General features: G+C 31.0%; 18 protein-coding genes. 8 read left to right on the top strand and 10 right to left on the bottom strand.

Annotated elements, in window-relative coordinates; genetic code table 11:
* Positions 1-3: 3 nt before the first annotated feature.
* The 4 genes from UXY25_RS00185 to UXY25_RS00170 all read right to left on the bottom strand — a co-directional run bounded on the left by UXY25_RS00185 (position 4) and on the right by UXY25_RS00170 (position 8785).
* The gene (locus UXY25_RS00185) at positions 4-2784 is read right to left on the bottom strand and encodes a PD-(D/E)XK nuclease family protein (RefSeq protein WP_320813974.1); all 2781 of its coding nucleotides are present in this window, start codon (positions 2782-2784) and stop codon (positions 4-6) included.
* A 63-nt stretch (positions 2785-2847) separates the two neighbouring features.
* Entirely contained in the window at positions 2848-4251 is a 1404-nt protein-coding gene (locus UXY25_RS00180; protein ID WP_320813973.1) for an OmpA family protein, read from the bottom strand.
* 101 nt (positions 4252-4352) lie between these two features.
* Entirely contained in the window at positions 4353-5546 is a 1194-nt protein-coding gene (gene kbl, locus UXY25_RS00175; protein WP_320813972.1) for a glycine C-acetyltransferase, read from the bottom strand.
* A 50-nt stretch (positions 5547-5596) separates the two neighbouring features.
* A complete protein-coding gene (locus UXY25_RS00170) occupies positions 5597-8785 on the bottom strand; it encodes a UvrD-helicase domain-containing protein (protein ID WP_320813971.1) in 3189 nt (1062 codons plus the stop codon).
* Positions 8786-8892: 107 nt separating this feature from the next.
* On the opposite strand from UXY25_RS00170, the gene UXY25_RS00165 reads away from it, so the two are divergent.
* Positions 8893-9501: a superoxide dismutase gene (locus tag UXY25_RS00165; RefSeq protein ID WP_320813970.1), complete on the top strand. Its 609-nt coding sequence runs from the start codon at positions 8893-8895 to the stop codon at positions 9499-9501.
* 415 nt (positions 9502-9916) lie between these two features.
* On the opposite strand, the gene UXY25_RS00160 is transcribed toward UXY25_RS00165, so the two are convergent.
* Together UXY25_RS00160 and UXY25_RS00155 are read right to left on the bottom strand one after the other, a co-directional pair.
* Positions 9917-11815: an amidophosphoribosyltransferase gene (locus tag UXY25_RS00160; protein WP_320813969.1), complete on the bottom strand. Its 1899-nt coding sequence runs from the start codon at positions 11813-11815 to the stop codon at positions 9917-9919.
* Between the two features lie 76 nt (positions 11816-11891).
* Positions 11892-12821 (bottom strand): PfkB family carbohydrate kinase, encoded by a 930-nt coding sequence (locus UXY25_RS00155; protein ID WP_320813968.1) that lies wholly within the window; start codon positions 12819-12821, stop codon positions 11892-11894.
* A gap of 107 nt (positions 12822-12928) precedes the next feature.
* Between UXY25_RS00155 and UXY25_RS00150 the strand changes: the two genes are divergently transcribed.
* The gene (locus UXY25_RS00150) at positions 12929-13354 is read left to right on the top strand and encodes a DUF2147 domain-containing protein (RefSeq protein ID WP_320813967.1); all 426 of its coding nucleotides are present in this window, start codon (positions 12929-12931) and stop codon (positions 13352-13354) included.
* Between the two features lie 8 nt (positions 13355-13362).
* On the opposite strand, the gene rnhA is transcribed toward UXY25_RS00150, so the two are convergent.
* Positions 13363-13845 carry a ribonuclease HI gene (gene rnhA / locus UXY25_RS00145; RefSeq protein WP_320813966.1) on the bottom strand — a complete coding sequence of 161 codons (483 nt, stop codon included), beginning with the start codon at positions 13843-13845 and terminating at the stop codon, positions 13363-13365.
* A gap of 86 nt (positions 13846-13931) precedes the next feature.
* Entirely contained in the window at positions 13932-14495 is a 564-nt protein-coding gene (locus UXY25_RS00140) for a phosphoribosylglycinamide formyltransferase (RefSeq protein WP_320813965.1), read from the bottom strand.
* A 174-nt stretch (positions 14496-14669) separates the two neighbouring features.
* On the opposite strand from UXY25_RS00140, the gene UXY25_RS00135 reads away from it, so the two are divergent.
* From UXY25_RS00135 to UXY25_RS00110, 6 genes are all read left to right on the top strand, one after another.
* The gene (locus tag UXY25_RS00135; protein WP_007137004.1) at positions 14670-14906 is read left to right on the top strand and encodes an acyl carrier protein; all 237 of its coding nucleotides are present in this window, start codon (positions 14670-14672) and stop codon (positions 14904-14906) included.
* Positions 14907-15103: 197 nt separating this feature from the next.
* On the top strand, positions 15104-16357 hold the full coding sequence (gene fabF, locus UXY25_RS00130) for a beta-ketoacyl-ACP synthase II (protein WP_320813964.1): 1254 nt from the start codon (positions 15104-15106) through the stop codon (positions 16355-16357).
* 6 nt (positions 16358-16363) lie between these two features.
* On the top strand, positions 16364-17104 hold the full coding sequence (locus UXY25_RS00125) for a ribonuclease III family protein (RefSeq protein ID WP_320813963.1): 741 nt from the start codon (positions 16364-16366) through the stop codon (positions 17102-17104).
* A gap of 55 nt (positions 17105-17159) precedes the next feature.
* Positions 17160-17633 carry an IPExxxVDY family protein gene (locus UXY25_RS00120; RefSeq protein ID WP_320813962.1) on the top strand — a complete coding sequence of 158 codons (474 nt, stop codon included), beginning with the start codon at positions 17160-17162 and terminating at the stop codon, positions 17631-17633.
* 11 nt (positions 17634-17644) lie between these two features.
* Entirely contained in the window at positions 17645-19069 is a 1425-nt protein-coding gene (pyk, locus tag UXY25_RS00115) for a pyruvate kinase (protein WP_320813961.1), read from the top strand.
* Between the two features lie 37 nt (positions 19070-19106).
* Positions 19107-19865: a Bax inhibitor-1/YccA family protein gene (locus UXY25_RS00110; protein WP_320813960.1), complete on the top strand. Its 759-nt coding sequence runs from the start codon at positions 19107-19109 to the stop codon at positions 19863-19865.
* Positions 19866-19918: 53 nt separating this feature from the next.
* Here the strand turns inward: UXY25_RS00110 and UXY25_RS00105 are convergent, their stop codons facing one another.
* On the bottom strand, positions 19919-20248 hold the full coding sequence (locus UXY25_RS00105) for a hypothetical protein (protein WP_320813959.1): 330 nt from the start codon (positions 20246-20248) through the stop codon (positions 19919-19921).
* A 15-nt stretch (positions 20249-20263) separates the two neighbouring features.
* Positions 20264-21367: a DNA polymerase IV gene (gene dinB / locus UXY25_RS00100; RefSeq protein WP_320813958.1), complete on the bottom strand. Its 1104-nt coding sequence runs from the start codon at positions 21365-21367 to the stop codon at positions 20264-20266.
* Positions 21368-21373 lie beyond the last annotated feature (6 nt).

Raw genomic sequence — 21373 nt, 5'->3', positions numbered from 1 at the left:
TAATTATAATGTTTCTTTAAAAGGAATTTCTTGATTCAAAATTTCCAGTATTAAATGTACTAATTCTATTTTAAATGATTCAATAGTTTCTAAAGTGATCTCTGTTTCGCTGTTTTTCCCTTTCCCAAAACCAAAAGGCATAAACCCTTCTTTCATGTTTTTAAAAGAAATAATTCCGGCTTGAACATCTTGATTTTGGAACATTTGGCTATTTTGAAACATCATTGCATAACAAAGTAACTGTATTACTTTTTCGTTTTTAAGATTTGCTGTTAAACCCTCAAAGTCATTTATACGAAGATTTCTTTGCTCTACTTTACCCGATTTATAATCAATAATTCGAATACTTCCATTTCGTTCTTCAATTCGATCAACCTTCCCAGCAATTTTAACCGGATAAGGCAATTTATCGTCTTCAATAGTCACGTCTAAAGCAGCTTCAAGACAAATGACTTTTATTGTTTCATCATTTTTAACTGCACTTTTCTCAGTCATTAAAAAATTGTAAATATTACGTTTGGCTACTTCAAAAGCCAATAAATTTTTACCTTTTTTAATTTCACCTTCTTTATAAATTAACTTAAATTGCCTTAACGTTACTTCTTCAATTTTAGACAGCATCGTTTCAATATGGTGTTCTGCTAGGTAGATTCCAACAAAAGGCTCGTAAAGCTCTTCTAATGCTTCGTGAATAATTGTTCCCAATGTATTTACCGCAACACTTTCCTCAACTTCTTCAACATCTCTAATTCTCAAAACTCTTTGAAAATAAAATTGCATTGGGTTACGAATATAACTCGTAAGTGAAGAAGGAGAAAAGCCTTTATCTGTTGCAATTTCTTTTAAACGCTCAAGAACTTTTTCCGTTTTTTCAATTTCCATTACTTCATAAGCAGTTTTTGGCAATACAGCATTATAAATTTCGTGAGTTAAAGTATGTTTAGGTTGTTTCTCAATTTCTAATTGGGTTAAGAATCGACTTTTTTCTCCAGCGTCGATTCCTTCATTATCAGTATTATACAACAAATAAATATTTTTAGCTCGCATCAATAAATGATAAAAATGATAACTGTAAATAGCATCTTTCTCTTTATATGTTGGTAATTCTAATTCTCTTTTTACATCGAAAGGAATAAATGAATTTTGCGATTTACCAGATGGAAATTTTCCTTCATTTACAGATGTGATAATTACATTTTCAAAATCTAAAACCCTGCTTTCTAAAACACCCATAATTTGCAAACCAGACAAAGGTTCTCCTTCAAAAGAAACTTCTGCTAAATCTAAAATCTGTTTATAAATTACTTGTAGGGTTTCTACAGTATCAATTTTGCCATATTTTTCTTGATAACTTATAAGTTTATTAATGACTTTATAAATTGCGTAAACGAAAGTTTTAGAAACTTTTTCTTCTTCAACATCATTACTTAAGAATTCTTTAATTTGAAGTAAGATTAACGAAAGTGTTTTTAAAACATCATCACAATTAGAATTCCATTTATCGAATAACAAGTTAAAAAATGTATTGTTTGAATTTGGATATTTCTCATTATAAAGTCGAATTAAAGTATCGTGAGAGAAGAATGTAAAGTTGTTATCATTAATCACAGAAATAAGTTCTGAAACCTTAACATAAGATTCAACTAATGGATGATTTAAAACTTCTAGAACTTCTTTATAATATAGTGTGTATGCTTTTTCGTTTCTGTTTATTGCATTCGTATGCAGTTTAAATAATTTAGTAATTAGAATTTGAGCCGGATTATTCTTGCCCGAATAGCCCATAGTAATATTCAGACTCTCAATGGTGTTTGGTAAACCGTAAAGAATTGGAATTAGTAAATTTTCATCACCTAAAACCAAAGCAGTTTTATTGATATTTGCACCATTATTAGACAACTCCTCTATAATATTACCTGCAATTTTTGCTTGTCCTACTGATTTAGGTGTGCCAATAATTTGAATATTTTTCTCTTCTTGAAAACAATTCGTTATCCATTCGAAAGGTTGTGAAGAATAATTTTTCCAATTTTGTTTAAATCGTCTAATAAACAAACCTGCATCATGAAAGGGATCTTTTAAAAAAGTCTCATCAATATCCCAATATATTTTTGCTTGATTTGTATATAATAAATGTTGAACTATTTTCTCTTCTGCTTGATTCAATGCATTGAATCCAGCAAATACAATAATTTTATGACCAAGTTCTGCAGTAAAAGATTTGCATTTTTTATCTGCTTCTCTATAAATTAAACCTTGGTAACCGATTTTTTTATTTAAAAGATGATTGTAAAATGTTTCGTAATAAAGGGGAATTTTATTCCAAAACTCAAGGTGAGTATCTATTAAAGTAGTTTTTTGAACTGGCTCTAAATCCCATCTTTTAAGAGCTTCTATTTCTTTTAAGTAAGAGAAGACTTTTTTTGGCTCTATTAGATAACGATCAATTTCATTAAAGTCTTGCAAAAGTGTTTTTGCCCAATTAGAAAAAAGCTCAAAAGTTTGTTGTTGTTTTTTTGGAGTGATTTGTAAATAAACATCATAAAATTCGAACAACACTTCGATTGAATCTATTGAACGAATTCCTGAAATGTCCTGTACAAGATCTTCTATACTTATAATTTTAGGCGCAAATACAGTTGCGGTCAATTTATTTTTTAGACATTGCAACAAAAAAACTTTCGCTCTTTTATTAGGCAAAACAATTTGGATATCATTTAATTTGTGTTGAAAATCAATTATTATTTGATTTGCTAACTGGTCTAAAAAAGTGGTTTCATTCATTTTATAAAAATAAAAAAACGCCCTGAATAATCAGGGCGTTTTCTATTTATATTTTGGAAGAAATTAATTTACTAATTTCACGTCAACTCTTCTGTTGTTCGCTTTACCTTTAGAAGTCTTGTTAGAATCTATAGGATATTTTTCACCAAAACCAGTAGAACTTAATCTAGTAGCGTCAATTCCATTTTCAATTAAATACGCTTGAACTGCTTGAGCTCTTGAAGTAGATAACATCTGGTTCATCTCTTCAGTACCATCAGAATCTGTGTGACCTTCAATTGAGAATTTAGCACTTGGATATTCTTTTAAGATTGCAGTAATAGCAACTAAAACAGGCATAGTTTGTTTTTGGAAAGAAGATTTCCCAGAGTTAAACAAGATAGTTTTAGCATAGCTATTTAATTTTTTGATAGCTTCATCAGAAACCTCAGGACATCCGTTGTTTGCAACAGTACCAGCAACAGTTGGACATTGGTCATCTTTATCAGCAACACCATCTCCATCTGTATCAGGCCAAGGACAACCAGCGTTAGCAGCAGGTCCTTTAACTTCTGGACAGTTGTCATCTTTATCAGCTACTCCGTCTCCGTCTGCATCTGGACAACCTTTCATGATTTTAGTACCTTTAACTTCTGGACAAGCATCTTCGTTATCAACGATTCCGTCTCCATCAGTATCAGGACATCCATTAAATTCAGCTAAACCGAAAGTTTCTGGACAAGCATCATCTTTATCAGCGATTTTATCACCATCAGTATCAGGACATCCCATAAACTCTTTTAAACCAAAAGTTTCTGGACATGCGTCGTCTTTGTCATATATTCCATCACCGTCTGTATCTTTACCACCAAATTTGAAAGTAAGACCAGCAAAATGTTGAACGTGAGTAGGAACATCTACATTTGGAGTTCTTGTATCGTCAAATGAATGCTTGTAAGTAGTTTGGAATTGTAATCCAACATGCTCAGTTAACCAAAATGTTAATCCTAAACCTCCATTTACAGTACCTGCAGAAGCATCACCAAAGAAAGTATAACCACCACCTACATGAACAGAAGGATCAATGATTTTAGATTTAATCATTTGTTGGAAACTGTATTTAATTACTGCATCAGCTCCGTAGTAGTTTAAGTCACCAGGATTAGTTACAGCATAAGTATTTAAAGTTCCAGGAACCTTATCTACCATTCTTTTAATTTTGTTAACAGATCCTGTTAAACCAAAAGAAAAATTATCTCCTACGTATCTAGACACAGTTAAAGAAGAAACTGAAGGAATCATGTTCCAGTGATCTTGTGCGTTAAAATACTCAGAGAATTGTTGTTCCATTGGCGAAGATGCACTAATTTTAGTGTCAACTGCATTAGCTCCAAAAGAGACAGCCCATGGATTGTTGCTATCTTGTGCTTGCGAAGTTACTCCAGCAAACATTAAAGCAGCAATAAATAATTTGTTTAGATGTTTCATACTTTATAATTTAATTACAATACGTTATAATTATAGCAAAAATAGTATTTTTTTTTAATTACAAAAAATTTTGTTAAAAAAAATACTACTAAATATCAATTTTAAATAACTTTTAGATCTTTACCTACTTCAATAAATGCGCTTATTGCCTTATCCAAGTGGTCTTTTGTATGTGCGGCTGACAATTGAACTCTAATTCTTGCTTTGTCTTTTGGGACTACTGGAAAGAAGAAACCTATGACATAAACCCCTTTTTTAAGTAATTCATCTGACATTTTTTGTGATAATTTAGCATCATAAAGCATTACAGGCACAATTGCTGAGTCTCCATCAATGATATCGAAACCTGCTTTTTTCATGCCATCTCTGAAATAATTAGTATTCCATTCGAGTTTATCTCTAAGCGAAGTGTCTTTTTTCAATAATTCAAAAACTTTCAAAGACGCACCTACAATTGATGGCGCTAAAGAATTTGAAAATAAATAAGGTCTTGATCGTTGACGTAAAATTTCAATAACTTCTTTTTTAGCAGTTGTGTATCCACCCATTGCACCACCTAAAGCTTTTCCAAGCGTTCCTGTAATGATATCTACACGACCCATTACATTCTTAGCCTCTAGTGTTCCTTTTCCTGTTGCACCAATGAATCCAGCAGCATGACATTCATCAACCATGACTAATGCATCATATTTATCTGCTAAATCGCAAATTTTATCTAATGGAGCAACTAAACCGTCCATAGAGAAAACACCATCAGTAACAATTAGCTTAAAACGATGTCCTTTTTCAGTAGCTGAAATAAGTTGCGCTTCTAAATCAGCCATATCGTTATTTTGGTAACGATAACGAGCTGCTTTACACAAACGAACTCCATCTATAATAGAAGCATGATTTAAACTATCAGAAATAATACAATCTTCTTCACCTAATAAAGGTTCAAAAACACCACCATTAGCATCAAAAGCAGCTGCATATAGAATAGTGTCTTCTGTACCATAGAATTCCGCGATTTCTTTTTCTAATTCTTTGTGAATATCTTGCGTTCCGCAAATAAAACGAACAGATGACATTCCAAATCCATGAGAATCCAAAGCATCTTTAGCAGCTTGAACCACTTCTGGATGAGAAGAAAGCCCTAAATAATTGTTTGCGCAAAAATTCAAAACCGTTTCACCTGTTGAAACTTTTATTTCAGCTCCTTGTGGAGTTGTAATAATTCGTTCTTTCTTAAACAATCCGTTTTCGCGAATAGCGTTTAATTCATTTTCTAAGTGTTGTTGTATTTTACCGTACATTTTTAAATGTTAATTAGGTTATTCGTAATTTTTCTATTTCTAAACTGAAGCTACAAAAGTACAACTTCTATTTTTTCTCCTATATAAACCAATGCTTTTTTTACAACTTTATAATCCATTTCCTGAAGTACAAAAGCATATTCATTTATTTGATTTTGGTGTTTTTGGTTTTTCTCTCCTGTTTTATAATCCAAAAGATAAGCTTCATTGTTAAAAATAACCACTCTATCTGGTTTTAGGTTTTTGTATCCGGTTTTCAAAATCGTTTCTTCGTTATAAACCAATCCTTTTCCACTAAAAAATTCAGCCAAGTCATTATTAGAGACTATTTGCTTAACCTTATTATCAAAAAGCTCTAACTGAGAAGTAGTTATTAATCCAATTTCGATAGCTTTTTGAATCGCAAATTCTGTGTCGCTTTTTGAAACAACAAAAGACATAATTTCATGTAAAATATTTCCAAACTCAATAGCTTGTTGCTGCTCTGTATTCCACATTAAAGCTTCACGTTGTGTAATTTTTATATTACTTGAATTTAGTTTTTCCTTAACTAAGGAAATTGTTTTTTGTTCTTTAACTTCATGAATGGCGGTTGAACATTTTGTAGGGTTTCCAAACTCATATTCCAACTTTGTTTCATTATACATTCCAATATTTTGCAAATACTCAATAAAGTAAGACGATAAATTATCAGGTAAACCTGATTTATTCAGCAAATGATTAGAAATCACATACAATTGTTCTTCCGCTCTTGTTAAAGCAACATATAATACATTTATGATGTCTAGAATTTCTTCTTGATTTTTAGTCTCGTATGTTTCTTTTGCTTTTTCGCCATATTCAACCACTTCCTTTTTAGAATTGACTAATGCTTTTGGAAATTCTATTGCTTCATCCTCATCAAAATCAACCCAAATTTTATTTCTAATTTTTCTGTTAAAATCTTCATCTGCAAAAGGATATATAACGACTGGAAACTCTAGTCCTTTTGATTTATGGATGGTCATTATTCGAATAGCGTCATTTCCTTCAGGAGAAGGAATGCTTTTTTGAAACCCTGTTTTTTCCCAATAATCTAAAAAGTCACTAATACTTGATTGTAATTTACTGTCTCTTTCTAAAACCAAGTCCAAAAAATACTGAACATAAGAAGTATTCGTTTTTTCCTGAATAAAAGTATCAACAATAATTTCAACGGCTTCGTACAATGATTTTTTTCTGCAATTTTGAAATGAAACCGAAATACTCAATTGTTTTAAAAATAATTCTAATTCTTTTTCAGATAAATCTTTAGTTAGCGCAATAAAATCGTGTATTGAATATGTTTTTTGTAAATTCTTGGCAACATAATACAAAACATAAACTTTTGATTCTTGATCTTTATTGCTCTTTAAATATTTTAATAAATTTACAATTAGCTTTACTTCAGTCGCGTTTTGAATCAATAAGGTCTCCGAAGATAAAATCGGAATTTGATTTTCGGTTAAAAAATTAGCCAAAGCAACACCATCTGATTTTTTTCTTGTAAGCAAAACAATATCCCTAAACTGAAAACCTTTATCTATAACACTGTAAATGGTTTCCAATGTTTTACTTAAATAATATTTTGTTTTAGCCGAATACACATTGTCTTCATCAAACTCTGCAAAAAAATCTTCGTTTTCTTCTTTTGGAACTTCAATAAACGAAAGGTTTACATAACCGCCTAGTTTAGAGTTTATTTTTTGATGACTGTGGTTTAAATACAAATCGGTATAATCTTCATTTGAAAACTTACCAGATAGATGAGCAAAAAAATTATTGTTAAACGAAATGACTTCCGAATAACTTCTGTAATTTGTTCCTAATCTAAAAACCTCTTTGTCCTTATTTGAAAACGGATATTCATCTAAATCGTTTATATTATCCGTTTTACTTAACTTAATAAATTGCTCCGCTTTACCACCACGCCAACGATAAATTGATTGTTTTGGATCACCAACTAACATTAAGGTTCCTTTTACACCGTTTTCTTCACCAGCAACTGCATTATCAATTAATGGAATTAAGTTTTTCCACTGCATAATAGAAGTGTCCTGGAATTCATCGATAAAAAAATGGCGGTACTTTTCACCTAAACGCTCATATATAAAAGGAGCTGGTTGATTTTGTATTTCGTTGAATATAATTTTATTAAAATCAGAAATGGAAAGTATATTTTTTTCTTCTTGAATGTTTTTAAATTCTAAATGAATGGTGTTTAATAACGAAAGTGGATTGATGTTTTGGAGAAACGCTTGATAAAAAGACATTTTAGAGCAATTATAATAACATTTTTGCAGCAAAACAAGCAAGTCTCCAGAAACAGATTCAATATCAGTGATATCTTTAGCTGTTTTATTAATTGCAATATCTTCAAAATGAACGTATTTAGAAAAATCTTTACTTTCTAAGTTTCCTTCTTGAATTTTAGTAATATGATTAGGAAAAGTAGCTCTTGAAAAAGATTTTAAATCAATTCCATTATCGGAAAGTATCTGAAAACATTGATTCGCCAATCCAGAATTTTGTTCCTGAAAAAACATTATTCTTTCATTTAAAACTTTTTTTATTTGAGAAAAATCATCGAAAGTTTTATCTTCAAATTGGGTTAATTCGTTTGCATTGTTTTCATTGGTAATTAACCTAGAAACTTCAAACAGTTCTTTTGAAATATCCCAATTCTTATCATCATCGGTCTTATTTTTCGTAAACTCAATTAAAAGATTTGTAAGCGTTTCTTCTTCTCCAACTTTAGAGATTACTAAATCAACCGCTTCTTGTAAAAGCGCATCAGTATCTAAAGAAACCTCAAAATTAGCAGGTAAGTTTAAATCTTGGGCAAACGCACGAATTACTTTATGAGTAAACTTATCAATTGTAGAAATTCCGAAAGCCGTATAATTATGAATAATATTTTTAATGATAGCTTTAGCTTTATCCTTAATTGTTGCAACTGACAAACCTGTTTCTAAAGCAATATCTTTTAACAACATCATAGATTTTGCAGAAGTGTTCTCTTTTGAAAAATCATAAAGATTATCAATAATACGAGATTTCATTTCTTCAACAGCCTTGTTTGTAAAAGTGATGGCTAAAATTTTCTTATAAGCGTCATTTGTTGCCGAATTAAATAAAATTTTTAAATACTCTTTTGTTAGAGTGTAAGTTTTACCTGATCCTGCAGAAGCGTCGTATAAACTAAAAGCGGGTGTATTCAATGTGTTATATTTTTCTTAATTATAGCGTTATAAGAACAATCTATTTTTTAATCCAAAGTTAAATTTATAACTTTGAAATTACTAATACTAATATAAATATATAAATTATGGCTTTCGAATTACCACAATTACAATATGCGTATGACGCCCTTGAACCACATATTGATGCTAGAACAATGGAAATACACCATTCTAAACATCATAATGGATACACAACTAATTTAAATGCTGCAATCTTAGGAACTGATTTAGAAGGTAAAACAATTGAAAACATTTTACTAAACCTTGACATGAATAATGCTGCTGTTAGAAATAACGGTGGTGGTTTTTACAATCACAGTTTATTTTGGACTGTAATGTCTCCAAATGGTGGTGGTTTACCAACAGGTGAATTAGCCAGTGCAATTGATGATGCTTTTGGAAATTTCAATGATTTTAAAGCTGCATTTGCAAAAGCTGCTGCAACTCGTTTTGGTTCAGGATGGGCTTGGCTTTGCATTAATAAAGAAGGAAAATTAGAAGTTTGCAGTTCTGCAAATCAAGACAATCCTTTAATGGCAGGAATTGGATGTGAGGGAACACCTGTTTTAGGCCTTGATGTTTGGGAACATGCTTATTATTTAAACTATCACAACAGAAGCCCAGATTATATTGAAGAATTCGTTAATGTTGTAGACTGGACAGAAGTTGCAAGAAGATTTGCTGTAGCAAAATAATTTAAAAAAAAATTATAAAAAAGGTTCGCAATTGCGAGCCTTTTTTTATTTCAAACCTTTATAAAATAAAAAAAAGGTGAAATTGCTTTCACCTTTTTGCCCCAAATCTACCATAAAACTTAACCTACTAATTTTTTGGTAGAGCTAAAGTAGATTGATTTATATTTTTAACACAAAAAAATTGATGAACAACCTAAATAGTCGATAAACGACATTATTTTAGTTTATTTAAGGCAATTTAAAAAAAACTTGATTTAATAAAACAAAAAAAAGGTGAAATTGCTTTCACCTTTTTGCCCCAAATCTACCATAAAACTTAACCTACTAATTTTCTGGTAGGGCTAAAGTAAGGTAGACAAATGTTAAATCAATTAAATAATTGTTTAACGTACAATATAATCGTTAAAGTGCATAATTAATATGCTCGAGCATCATTTCCTTCATAAAAATTTAAGAATGCTCTGTTTACAACTCTGTTTCCACCATTCGTAGGATAATCTCCTGTAAAGTACCAATCACCAAGATTTTTTGGACACGCTATGTGTAAATCACCTACCGTTTGATAAATAATTTTCACTTCTGCGTTTGTATCCTCTGGCGTTAGCATTTCTGATATCTTGTCTGATATTTCTTCATCTGTAAATGGTGCATAAATTTCTTTTACAAAATTTACAACCTCAGCGTCTTTTAAATTTTCTTGCGCTTTTGATTTTTTATAAACCTCTTCAACTATATGAAGTAAATCTTTGTCTTTCAGTAACTCCATAGCGGCTCTAAAAGCAACTAAACCTTCAAGTTTTGCCATGTCAATACCATAACAATCTGGATAACGAATTTGTGGTGCAGATGAAACTACAACAATTTTCTTTGGCCTAAGCCTATCCATCATTTTAATGATACTTTGTTTAAGAGTTGTTCCTCTTACAATACTATCATCAATAATAACCAAATTATCAGTCGTTTTCACTACTCCATATGTAACATCGTAAACATGGGCAACTAAATCATCTCTACTACTATCTTCAGTAATGAAAGTTCTTAGTTTAGCATCTTTAATCGCTACTTTTTCTGTTCGAATTTTAACCGATAAAATTTTAGCTAGTTTTTCTTCAGAAAGTTTTTCCTTATTATTTAAAATTTCTGTAGTTTTTCTCTGGTTCAAGAAATCTTGAGCCGCTTCAACCATTCCGTAAAAAGAAGTTTCAGCTGTATTTGGTATATATGAAAAAACAGTGTTGTCAGTATCGTTATCGATTGACTTTAAAATGGCTGGAAAAATTAATCTTCCTAATTTTTTACGTTCTTGGTGAATTTCTACATCACTTCCGCGAGAAAAGTAAATTCGCTCAAATGAGCAAGCTTTTTTAACTAAAGGTATTCTTATTTCATTTAGAGAAACCGAACCGTCTTTTTTAACTACAATTGCATTTCCTGGCGCTAGTTCTTGTACTTTTTCAAAAGGGACATTGAAAACAGTTTGAATAACTGGTCTTTCTGAAGCAACTACAACAATTTCATCATCTTCATAAAAATAAGCTGGACGAATTCCTGCTGGATCACGCATTACAAATGCATCTCCATGGCCTAATAAACCTGCCATTGCATAACCACCATCCCAATTGCGAGAAGCACGTTCTAATATTCTAGGGATATTTAATCGGTCAACAATTATTTTAGAAGCTTCTTGCTTTGTGAATCCATCTAATTTAGCTTGTTTGTAAATTTCGGTAACCTCATCATCTAAGAAATGACCTATTTTTTCCATTACAGTAACCGTATCAGCTAACTCTTTTGGATGTTGACCTAACTCTACTAAACTATCAAAAAGCTCCTTAACATTAGTCATGTTAAAGTTTCCTGCAACAATAAGGTTACGATGCATCCAATTATTCTGACGTAAAAATGGATGAACGCTTTCGATACTGTTTTTTCCAAAAGTTCCATAACGAACGTGACCTAAAAACAATTCACCTATGTAAGGAATATTATCTTTTTGCAACTGTACATCATTTTGATATTCTGGATGCTCTAATAACTCATGATTAATTCGCTCATTTACTTGTGCAAAAACATCCTTAATAGGATTTGCATCGTTAGAACGAATACGACTTATATAACGTTGCCCTGGAGCAACATCTAATTTTATACTTGCTAAACCTGCACCATCTTGACCACGATTGTGCTGTTTTTCCATTAGTAAATACATTTTTTGTACACCATAGAAAGCTGTACCGTATTTTTCTTTGTAAAATTCTAACGGTTTCTTTAATCTTAGAAGTGCAATTCCGCATTCGTGTTTAATAGCGTCGCTCATTGTTGTTGTGTTGTGTGTTGTTGTAATGCTTACTAATAAAATATATCAAAAATGCCCCGAAAATTCGAGGCACATTTTATTCTTCTAATTCTATTTCGAATTGCGTTAATGCTTTAAATTGTTGTAAACGAGCAATAACTTCTTCTTTACCTAATTTCTCCATTCGTTCAGTTCCAAATTTCTCGACACAAAATGAAGCTAAATTTGAACCGTAAATAATTCCGTTTTTCATATTATCAAACGAAATATTTTCACTTTGTGCAATATAGCCTGCAAAACCACCTGCAAATGTATCTCCAGCTCCTGTTGGATCAAACACTTCTTCCAATGGCAATGCCGGAGCAAAGAAAATTTCTTTGTCTTGGAACAATAACGCTCCATGTTCTCCTTTTTTAATTACTACATATTTTGGACCCATTTCATGAATCTTCTGAGCTGCTTTTACTAGTGAATATTCTCCAGATAATTGGCGCGCTTCTTCATCATTAATAGTAATCACATCTACACGCTTAATAACATCCATTAATTCTGGCAATGCACAGTCCATCCAAAAATTCATTGTATCTAAAACAATTAACTTAGGCTTTTCTGTCATTTGATCTAAAACACCAGATTGCACTAAAGGATGTAAGTTTCCTAATAAAACAACATCAGAGTTTTTATAAGCTTGAGGAACAACCGGATTAAAATCAGCTAATACATTTAACTCCGTAACTAAAGTATCACGAGAATTTAAGTCGTTATGGTATTTCCCACTCCAGAAGAATGTTTTCCCACCTTTAACTACCTCAATCCCCTCTATATTTACACCATTATTAGTTAATAAATCTAAATATTCTTGAGGAAAATCCTCACCTACAACCGAAACAATCGCTGCGTCTACATTAAAAAAATTGGACGCTAAACCTATATAAGTTGCCGCACCACCTAAAATTTTATCTGTTTTTCCGAAAGGCGTTTCAATAGCATCAAAAGCCACTGTTCCTACTATCAATAATTTATTCATTATTCTTGCTTTGAAATAAGCTGCAAAGATAATCTTTTAGTTTCAGAGATGCAAAGAGTAAAAACTATAAAAAATAAATGATTTTTTATATATTCGTAAAAAACAATATGAAATCTAAGTTGTTCACCATTACTCTTTTACTATTATGTATTACAAGTTTTTCCCAAAACTCAATCGTTGGTAAATGGAAAACATTTGACGACAAAACAGATGAAGCAAAATCGATTGTGGAAATATTCAAAATTGGAACTGAATATTATGGCAAAATTACTACTGTATTGAACAAAGCCGAAAAAGACAAAGTTTGCATTTACTGCAAAGGAAACGACAAAAACAAACCTATTGAAGGATTAGTCATTATTAAAAAACTGACTAAAGATGGTGACATATATACAAATGGTACAATTACAGATCCTGAGAATGGAAAAACGTATACCTCTAAAATTTGGCTAGATGACGAAAACAATGACCTTTTAAATGTAAGGGGTTATATAGGTTTCTTTTACAGAACACAACAATGGAAAAGGATTTAATTAAAGATTTACAATAATATATCAGAATCTAAACTTTCATAAAAAACATCTACCGAAAGCTTTTCTTGTTGTGAAGCCATAACGGCTAATTCATCGCAACGTTCATTTTGCGGATGATTATTATGCCCTTTTACCCATTGAAAATCTACTTTATGGTTTCGATAGGCTTTTAAAAAACGCATCCATAAATCGGGATTCTTTTTTCCTGCAAAATTTTTCTTTTCCCATTGAAAAACCCATCTTTTATCTACAGAGTCTATTACATATTTAGAATCAGAAACCACTAAAACTTTAGTTTTTAGGCTTTTTAGCTTTTCTAACCCAACTATAACAGCTAAAAGTTCCATTCTATTATTGGTAGATAATCTAAAACCTTCATAAAACTCTTTTTTATAAGGAGTCCCTACCATTTCCATAACCACACCATAACCAGAAGGGCCAGGATTTCCTTTGGCAGCGCCATCTGTATATATGTGAACTTCGTGTGACATTTTAGACTTCTTAGATTGTTAGGGTTTTAGATTAATTAGATTTTATAAAAAATTACTAGAAATGACTTTCTAAAAAGTCTAAAACTCTAACCTTCTAACAATCTCTCAATTACTTCTGGAAAATATTCATGTTCTAATTCCTGTATTTTTTTAGCAATTTCTTCAGCAGAAGTACAGTTTTCAGTAGACACTTTATGCTGTGAGATATATTCCCCTTCATCATAATGTTCATTTACATAATGAATCGTGATTCCGGTTTCTTTTTCTTTGTTTTCTAAAACAGCTTTATGAACATTCATTCCATACATTCCTTTTCCACCATATTTTGGCAATAGTGCAGGATGAATATTAATTACTTTTTTAGGAAATTTATTTATTATCGATTCTGGAAATTTTAATAAAAATCCGGCTAAAACTATTAAATCTGGCTCCACTTTTTGAAGCTTTTCAAGAACAAAACCATCATTTAGGTCCGTTTTTTTGAAAACAACAGCCTCAATTTGATGATTTTTTGCTTTTTCTAGTACTTTAGCATCAGGATTATTTGAAAAGATAGTTACTACGTTTGCAAGACTTGATTTTTTGAAATGTAATATAATCTTTTCGGCATTGGAACCATTGCCAGAAGCGAATAGCACTATTTTTTTCATATATCCTGTAATTATAATTACACAAAAAAAAGAATAATAATTGGTAAAAAATAGAAAAATGAAGTCTTTATGAATTATTTTTTTTAAATTCGTGGTCACATTTAGAAACAAAATTGTTGTTTTAAAATAAAGTTTTTTATTTTTGCCAACAAATTAAATTAAAATTAAAAGATTATGTCAGACATTGCATCAAGAGTAAAAGCGATTATCGTAGACAAATTAGGTGTTGACGAAAACGAGGTTGTAACAGAAGCTAGCTTCACAAATGATTTAGGAGCTGATTCATTAGACACTGTTGAGCTAATTATGGAATTTGAAAAAGAATTCGATATTCAAATCCCAGACGACCAAGCAGAAAACATTGCTACTGTAGGTCAAGCTATTTCTTACATCGAAGAAGCTAAAAAATAATATCATACACTCATGGGTTCATACTCATGAGTGTTATTATTTTTTCTTCGAGATTTTAAAAATCTTTTATTAGATTTGAAGAATACATTGATTGTATTACAATCATTAAAATAAAAACTATGTAATACCCATTGTTTCTTTTAGTTACATTATTAAAAGTACTTTGGGTTTTTTATATATAACCAAAATTTAATTATATGCAATTAAAGCGTGTTGTTGTAACTGGTCTTGGAGCCCTTACCCCTATTGGAAATAACATTCAAGAGTACTGGGACGGTTTAATCAATGGTAAAAGTGGTGCCGCACCTATAACTTACTATGATACTGAAAAACATAAAACAAAATTTGCTTGTGAAGTTAAAAACTTCAATATAGAAGATTTTATTGACCGTAAAGAGGCTCGTAGAATGGATAAGTTTGCACAATATGCTGTTGTTGCAAGTGATGAAGCTATAAAAGACGCTGGTATTACATCTGATAACGTTGACAAACATAGAGTTGGAGTTATTTGGGGAGCAGGAATTGGAGGTTTAGAAACTTTTCAAGAAGAAGTTTTGTACTATGCTAAAGGCGATGGTACTCCAAAATTTAATCCTTTCTTTATTCCAAAAATGATTGCTGACATTGCACCTGCACACATTTCAATGCGAAATGGGTTTATGGGACCAAATTACACTACGGTTTCTGCATGTGCGTCTTCTGCTAATGCCATGATTGATGCATTTAACTACATTCGTTTAGGAATGTGTGATGTTATTATTACTGGTGGTTCAGAAGCTGCTGTAACTATTGCAGGTATGGGTGGATTTAATTCTATGCATGCTTTATCTACAAGAAATGAAAGTCCTGAAACTGCTTCTAGACCTTTTGACGCAACTAGAGATGGTTTTGTACTTGGAGAAGGAGCTGGAGCGTTAGTACTTGAAGAATATGAACATGCAAAAGCACGTGGTGCTAAAATATATTGTGAAGTTGGAGGTGGCGGAATGTCTTCTGATGCTTACCACTTAACAGCTCCACACCCTGAAGGACTTGGTGTAATTGCAGTAATGAACAACACTTTAAGAGATGCAGGAATGCAACCTGAAGATGTAGATCACATCAATACACATGGAACATCTACCCCATTAGGAGATGTTGCAGAGTTAAAAGCAATTAGTGCTGTTTTTGGAACACATGCAAAAAACATCAATATCAACTCAACAAAATCAATGACCGGTCACCTTTTAGGTGCCGCTGGTGGGATTGAAGCTATTGCATCTGTATTATCTATTAAATATGGAATTATACCACCAACAATTAATCATTCTGTTGTAGATGAAAATATTAATCCAGAATTGAATTTAACTTTAAACAAAGCTCAAAAAAGAGATGTTAAAGTTGCCATGAGTAATACTTTTGGTTTTGGAGGACATAATGCTTGCGTATTATTTAAGAAATTAGAAGAATAAGAGCGAATGCGTTTTTTAAAAAAAATAATGAAAAACTCCCGTTCTCAAGAAGACGGGATTTTTTTTGACAAAATCAGCAAAATCTTAGGTTTTAAGCCACTTAATTTGGTTTATTACCAGAAAGCTTTTACACACCGTTCAACAAACAAAATTGGTAAAAATGGCTATCCTTTTAATTACGAAAGATTAGAGTTTTTAGGAGATGCTATGCTAGGCAGTGTTATTGCGGCGCACTTATACAATGAAGTACCAAGCGGCGATGAAGGCTATTTAACTAAAATGCGCTCTAAAATTGTAAGTAGAGAACATTTAAATGAGTTAGGGAAAGACTTAAACCTAATTGAATTTGTAGACAGCAAAGTTAAGCCTCAGCATTTTAGCGATAATATTCATGGGAATATTTTTGAAGGGCTAGTTGGAGCTATTTATTTAGATAGGGGTTTTTCTTATTGTGAAAAATTTATTTTTAAAAAAGTTATTGGACCCTATGTAGACATTTCTAAACTAGAAGGCAAAGTTATAAGCTACAAGAGTTTAATAATAGAATGGTGCCAAAAAGAAAAAAAGAAATTTGTTTTTGAAATATTCGAAGACAATGGAACTGAAGATCAACATTTTTTTGGTGTTAAATTAGATATTGACAACAAAACCATAGCAAAAGCAAGAGAAACATCTAAGAAGAAAGCAGAAGAAAAAGCTGCAAAAAGAGCCTATTTTGCTTTACAAGAAATAATTACAAAAAAATAATTTCTTAACAAATACACGTTTCTTAAATTGTATATTTACAAAACAACTGGCATAAATGGCTATTCATAAAATTCAAATAGTTGACTTTTTATCAATTGATTATGAATTAATTGCCATTCATACATCAATAGAAGATTATCGATTAGCCTATTTCTTAAACAAGGAGTTAAACATTCAGCTTTGTAAAAATAATTTAAATATTGCGATAGAAACTCATGAGGGAAAAAGTGCTTTTAATCATTATTTTTTCGATGATAAAAAAACAGATATTCAATGGAGTTTAATTGAAAATAAAACGTCAATTAATTCTACAAATAAAAAATCTGTTGGAATATTTGAAAACATGGAGGTTAACGTATATTTATTACCCGAATATAAAAAAGCAGATTTTCTATTAAAGATAGAGAATGTTGATTCTTTTTTTAAAATTGAAGAAGTAACCAAAAAAATAGAATCAATCAGCCAAGTTTCTATGTCTTATTTACTTGATATAGATAACTTAAAATCAAAAAATAATTTAATATTTTAATTAAAATATAAATGAATAAAAAAACAAAAATCGTAGCAACTTTAGGTCCTGCATGCAGTACTAAAGAAACTATTAAAGAAATGATTGATGCCGGAGTAAACGTTTTTAGAATAAACTTTTCCCACGCTGACTATGAAGATGTAACTGCCCGAATAAATACAATAAGGGAATTAAATGCTGAATTTAATTACACAACTTCTATTCTTGCCGACTTACAAGGTCCGAAATTAAGAGTAGGTGTAATGAAAGAAGATGTAGTCGTAAACAAAGGCGATAAAATTACATTTACAACTGCAAAAGACATGTTAGGAACTGCAGAAAAAGTGTACATGAATTATAAAGAATTTCCAAAGGATGTAAATCCTGGAGAAAGAATTCTTTTAGACGACGGTAAGTTAATTTTTGAAGTGGTAAAGACTGATAAAAAAACTGAAGTTGAAGCGGTTGTAATTCAAGGCGGGCCTTTGAAATCTAAAAAAGGAGTAAATCTCCCTAACACAAAAGTATCTTTACCAGCTTTAACCAAAAAAGACATTAAAGATGCACTATTTGCAATAGAAAATAAAGTAGACTGGATTGCGCTTTCATTCGTAAGAACTTCAGATGATTTAGAAGAATTACAAGACTTAATCGCGAAACATTCTGATCATAAAATTCCAATTATTGCAAAAATTGAAAAACCTGAAGCGGTCGAAAACATCGACAAAATTGTTGCTTTTTGTGACGGTTTAATGGTTGCTAGAGGTGATTTAGGAGTTGAAATTCCTGCTGAACAAGTTCCTTTAATTCAAAAGAAATTAATTCATAGAGCAAAAACTGCTCGTATACCTGTAATTGTTGCTACACAAATGATGGAAACAATGATCACAAGTTTAACACCAACAAGAGCTGAAGTAAATGATGTTGCTAACTCAGTAATGGATGGCGCAGACGCTGTTATGCTTTCTGGCGAAACTTCTGTAGGGAGTTATCCTGTTCAGGTTATTGAAACTATGTCAAAAATCATTAGAAGTGTTGAAGACTCTCCATTAATTAAAGTGCCTTTAAACGCTCCTTACATAAGAACAAATCGATTTGTAACAAAGTCTATTTGCTACCATGCAGCAATTATGGCAGATGACATTAATGCAAAAGCAATTACAACGCTAACAAATAGTGGATATACTGCTTTTCAAATTTCAGCTTGGAGACCAAATTCTAATATTTTAGTTTTTACTTCAAACAGAAGAATTTTAACGCAATTGAATTTACTATGGGGAGTAAAAGCATTCTTCTATGACAAGTTTGTAAGTACTGATGATACTATTGAAGATATTAATTTAATATGCAAAGAAAATGGGCATGTTGAAAAAGGAGATATGATTATTAATCTTGCTGCTATGCCTATTATAAAAAAAGGAATGGTAAATACATTAAGAGTCTCAGAAATTGAATAAAAAAACACATTTAAAAAACTATAATAAATTCTAGTGCATGAAATTTGAATCAAAAAATCCGTTTTTAGGAAGCAAAGCTTTTAATAATACAAGCAAAAATGCTGACGAAACTCTTGTTCTTCAACAAGAAACTATGACCGTTAGTGGTGCAATAAATAAAAGCTTCATTTTATTGCTTATGTTACTTACTACTGCATGTATTACATGGTGGTTGGCTTTTAACGGTTATAACCCTTTAGTACTTACAATTGGAGGGGCGATTGTTGGTTTGATTTTGGTGCTTATTGCAGCTTTTAAGCCTCACACATCTCCATGGGTTGCGCCAGGATATGCTTTATTTGAAGGTTTATTTATTGGTGGAATTTCTGCATATTTTGAAGCATCTTATCCTGGAATTGTTATCCAAGCGGTAAGTTGTACCTTTATAACATTTATTATATGTTTTGCTTTATATAAATACAAAATTGTTAAAGTAACAGAACGTTTTAAATCAATTGTAGTTGCAGCAACTTTAGCTATTTTGACTTATTATTTATTGTCTTGGATTTTATCGTTTTTCATTACTTTCGAAGCTGTACATCATGGAAATTCGTTAATGAGTATTGGAATAAGTGTTTTTGTAATTGTAATTGCAGCTTTAAACTTATTCTTAGATTTCGATGAAATTGAAAAAGGCGCCGAAAAACAAATGCCTAAATACATGGAATGGTTTAGCGCAATGGGATTGATGATTACATTGGTTTGGTTATACGTTGAATTTTTACGTTTACTATCAAAACTATCAAGTAGAGATTAATTTATCATCTACATATAACATAAAAAAATCCCGTTAAAAGCGGGATTTTTATTTTAATCTCTTATAATTTTTATTCCAGTTTCATCAAGCTTATCTATTTTTTTTATTACTACTCCTTCACATTTATACTTCTTTATAGATCTTTTTATCTTTTTCATTGTAGACTTAGTAACATAATAAAGCTCTTTTTCATCAATTACAACTTTATAAATATTGTTAATATATCTATCAAACCTTGCAATTAATTTCCCATTTGACAAGCTATCAAATAACTTCTTGTCTATTATTTGTGTTTTTATTTTATCACATTTAAAAAAATTTTCTTCTTGAGAAAACAGATTAAAAGATAAAAACAAAATTATAATTGTTGAGCTTTTTTTCATTTTACTAATTTAAGATTATTCTTTAAACTCAAAACGAAGTTGTACTGAAACACTTTTGGGCATTTCTTTTTCTTTCTTTTCTTCGTTATTTAAATTATTTACAGAAATTCCTAAAAGACGAACTGAATTTTTCAATCTTTCTTGGTAGAGTAAGTCTTTTGCTACTTCAAAAATTAAATCTTTATCAGCAATAAAATACTGTAAAGTCTTACTTCTTGTTTGAAGACTAAAGTCGGAGTATTTTATTTTTAAAGTAATCGTCTTTCCCGAAATTTTACTTTTATGAAGTCTTCGATCAAGTTCTGTAGCAATATTAAACAATCGATCTTCCATGTAAATTTCAGAAGATAAATTTTCATTAAAGGTTCGTTCTGCTCCTATCGATTTTATCTTTCTGTTAGGTTTCACCGCACTGTTATGAACTCCTCTTACAATTTGATAATAATGCTTTCCGCTGTTTCCGAAGTTTTTTTCTAAAAATTCTAATGTTTTTTCCTTTAAATCCAACCCTGTAAAAATGCCTAATTGATACATTTTATCGGCAGTAACTTTACCCACTCCGTAAAACTTCTTAACATCTAATTTTTCAAGGAAATCTAAAACTTCGCCAGGATTAACAGTTTTTTGTCCATTTGGCTTATTATAATCTGAAGCAATTTTGGCAATAAATTTATTTACAGAAATTCCTGCAGAAGCCGTTAAACCAACTTCATTAAAAATTCGCAATCTAATTTCTTCAGCAATTAAGGAAGCGCTTGGATTGTTCTTTTTGTTTTCTGTAACGTCTAAATAAGCTTCATCTAATGAAAGTGGCTCAACTAAATCGGTATAATCGAAAAATATTTTTCTAATTTTTTTAGAAATCTCTTTATATCTATCAAAACGTGGTGGCACAAAAATAAGTTCTGGACAATTTCGTTTGGCTTGAATGCCACTCATTGCGCTTCGAACACCAAATTTTCGAGCTTCATAACTTGCAGCACTCACAACTCCTCTTGTTTCGTTTCCGCCAACAGCTAATGGTTTTCCTCTCAGCTCAGGAAAATCCATTTGCTCTACAGATGCATAAAACGCATCCATATCTACATGAATAATCTTTCTAAGAACAGGTACTTCCATCTTTCA

Origin of the sequence: Flavobacterium sp. (assembly GCF_034111225.1) — a bacterium.
Classification (GTDB): domain Bacteria; phylum Bacteroidota; class Bacteroidia; order Flavobacteriales; family Flavobacteriaceae; genus Flavobacterium.
Note: the sequence above shows the minus strand (reverse complement) of the source record. Positions and strands in the feature narration are given on the sequence as shown.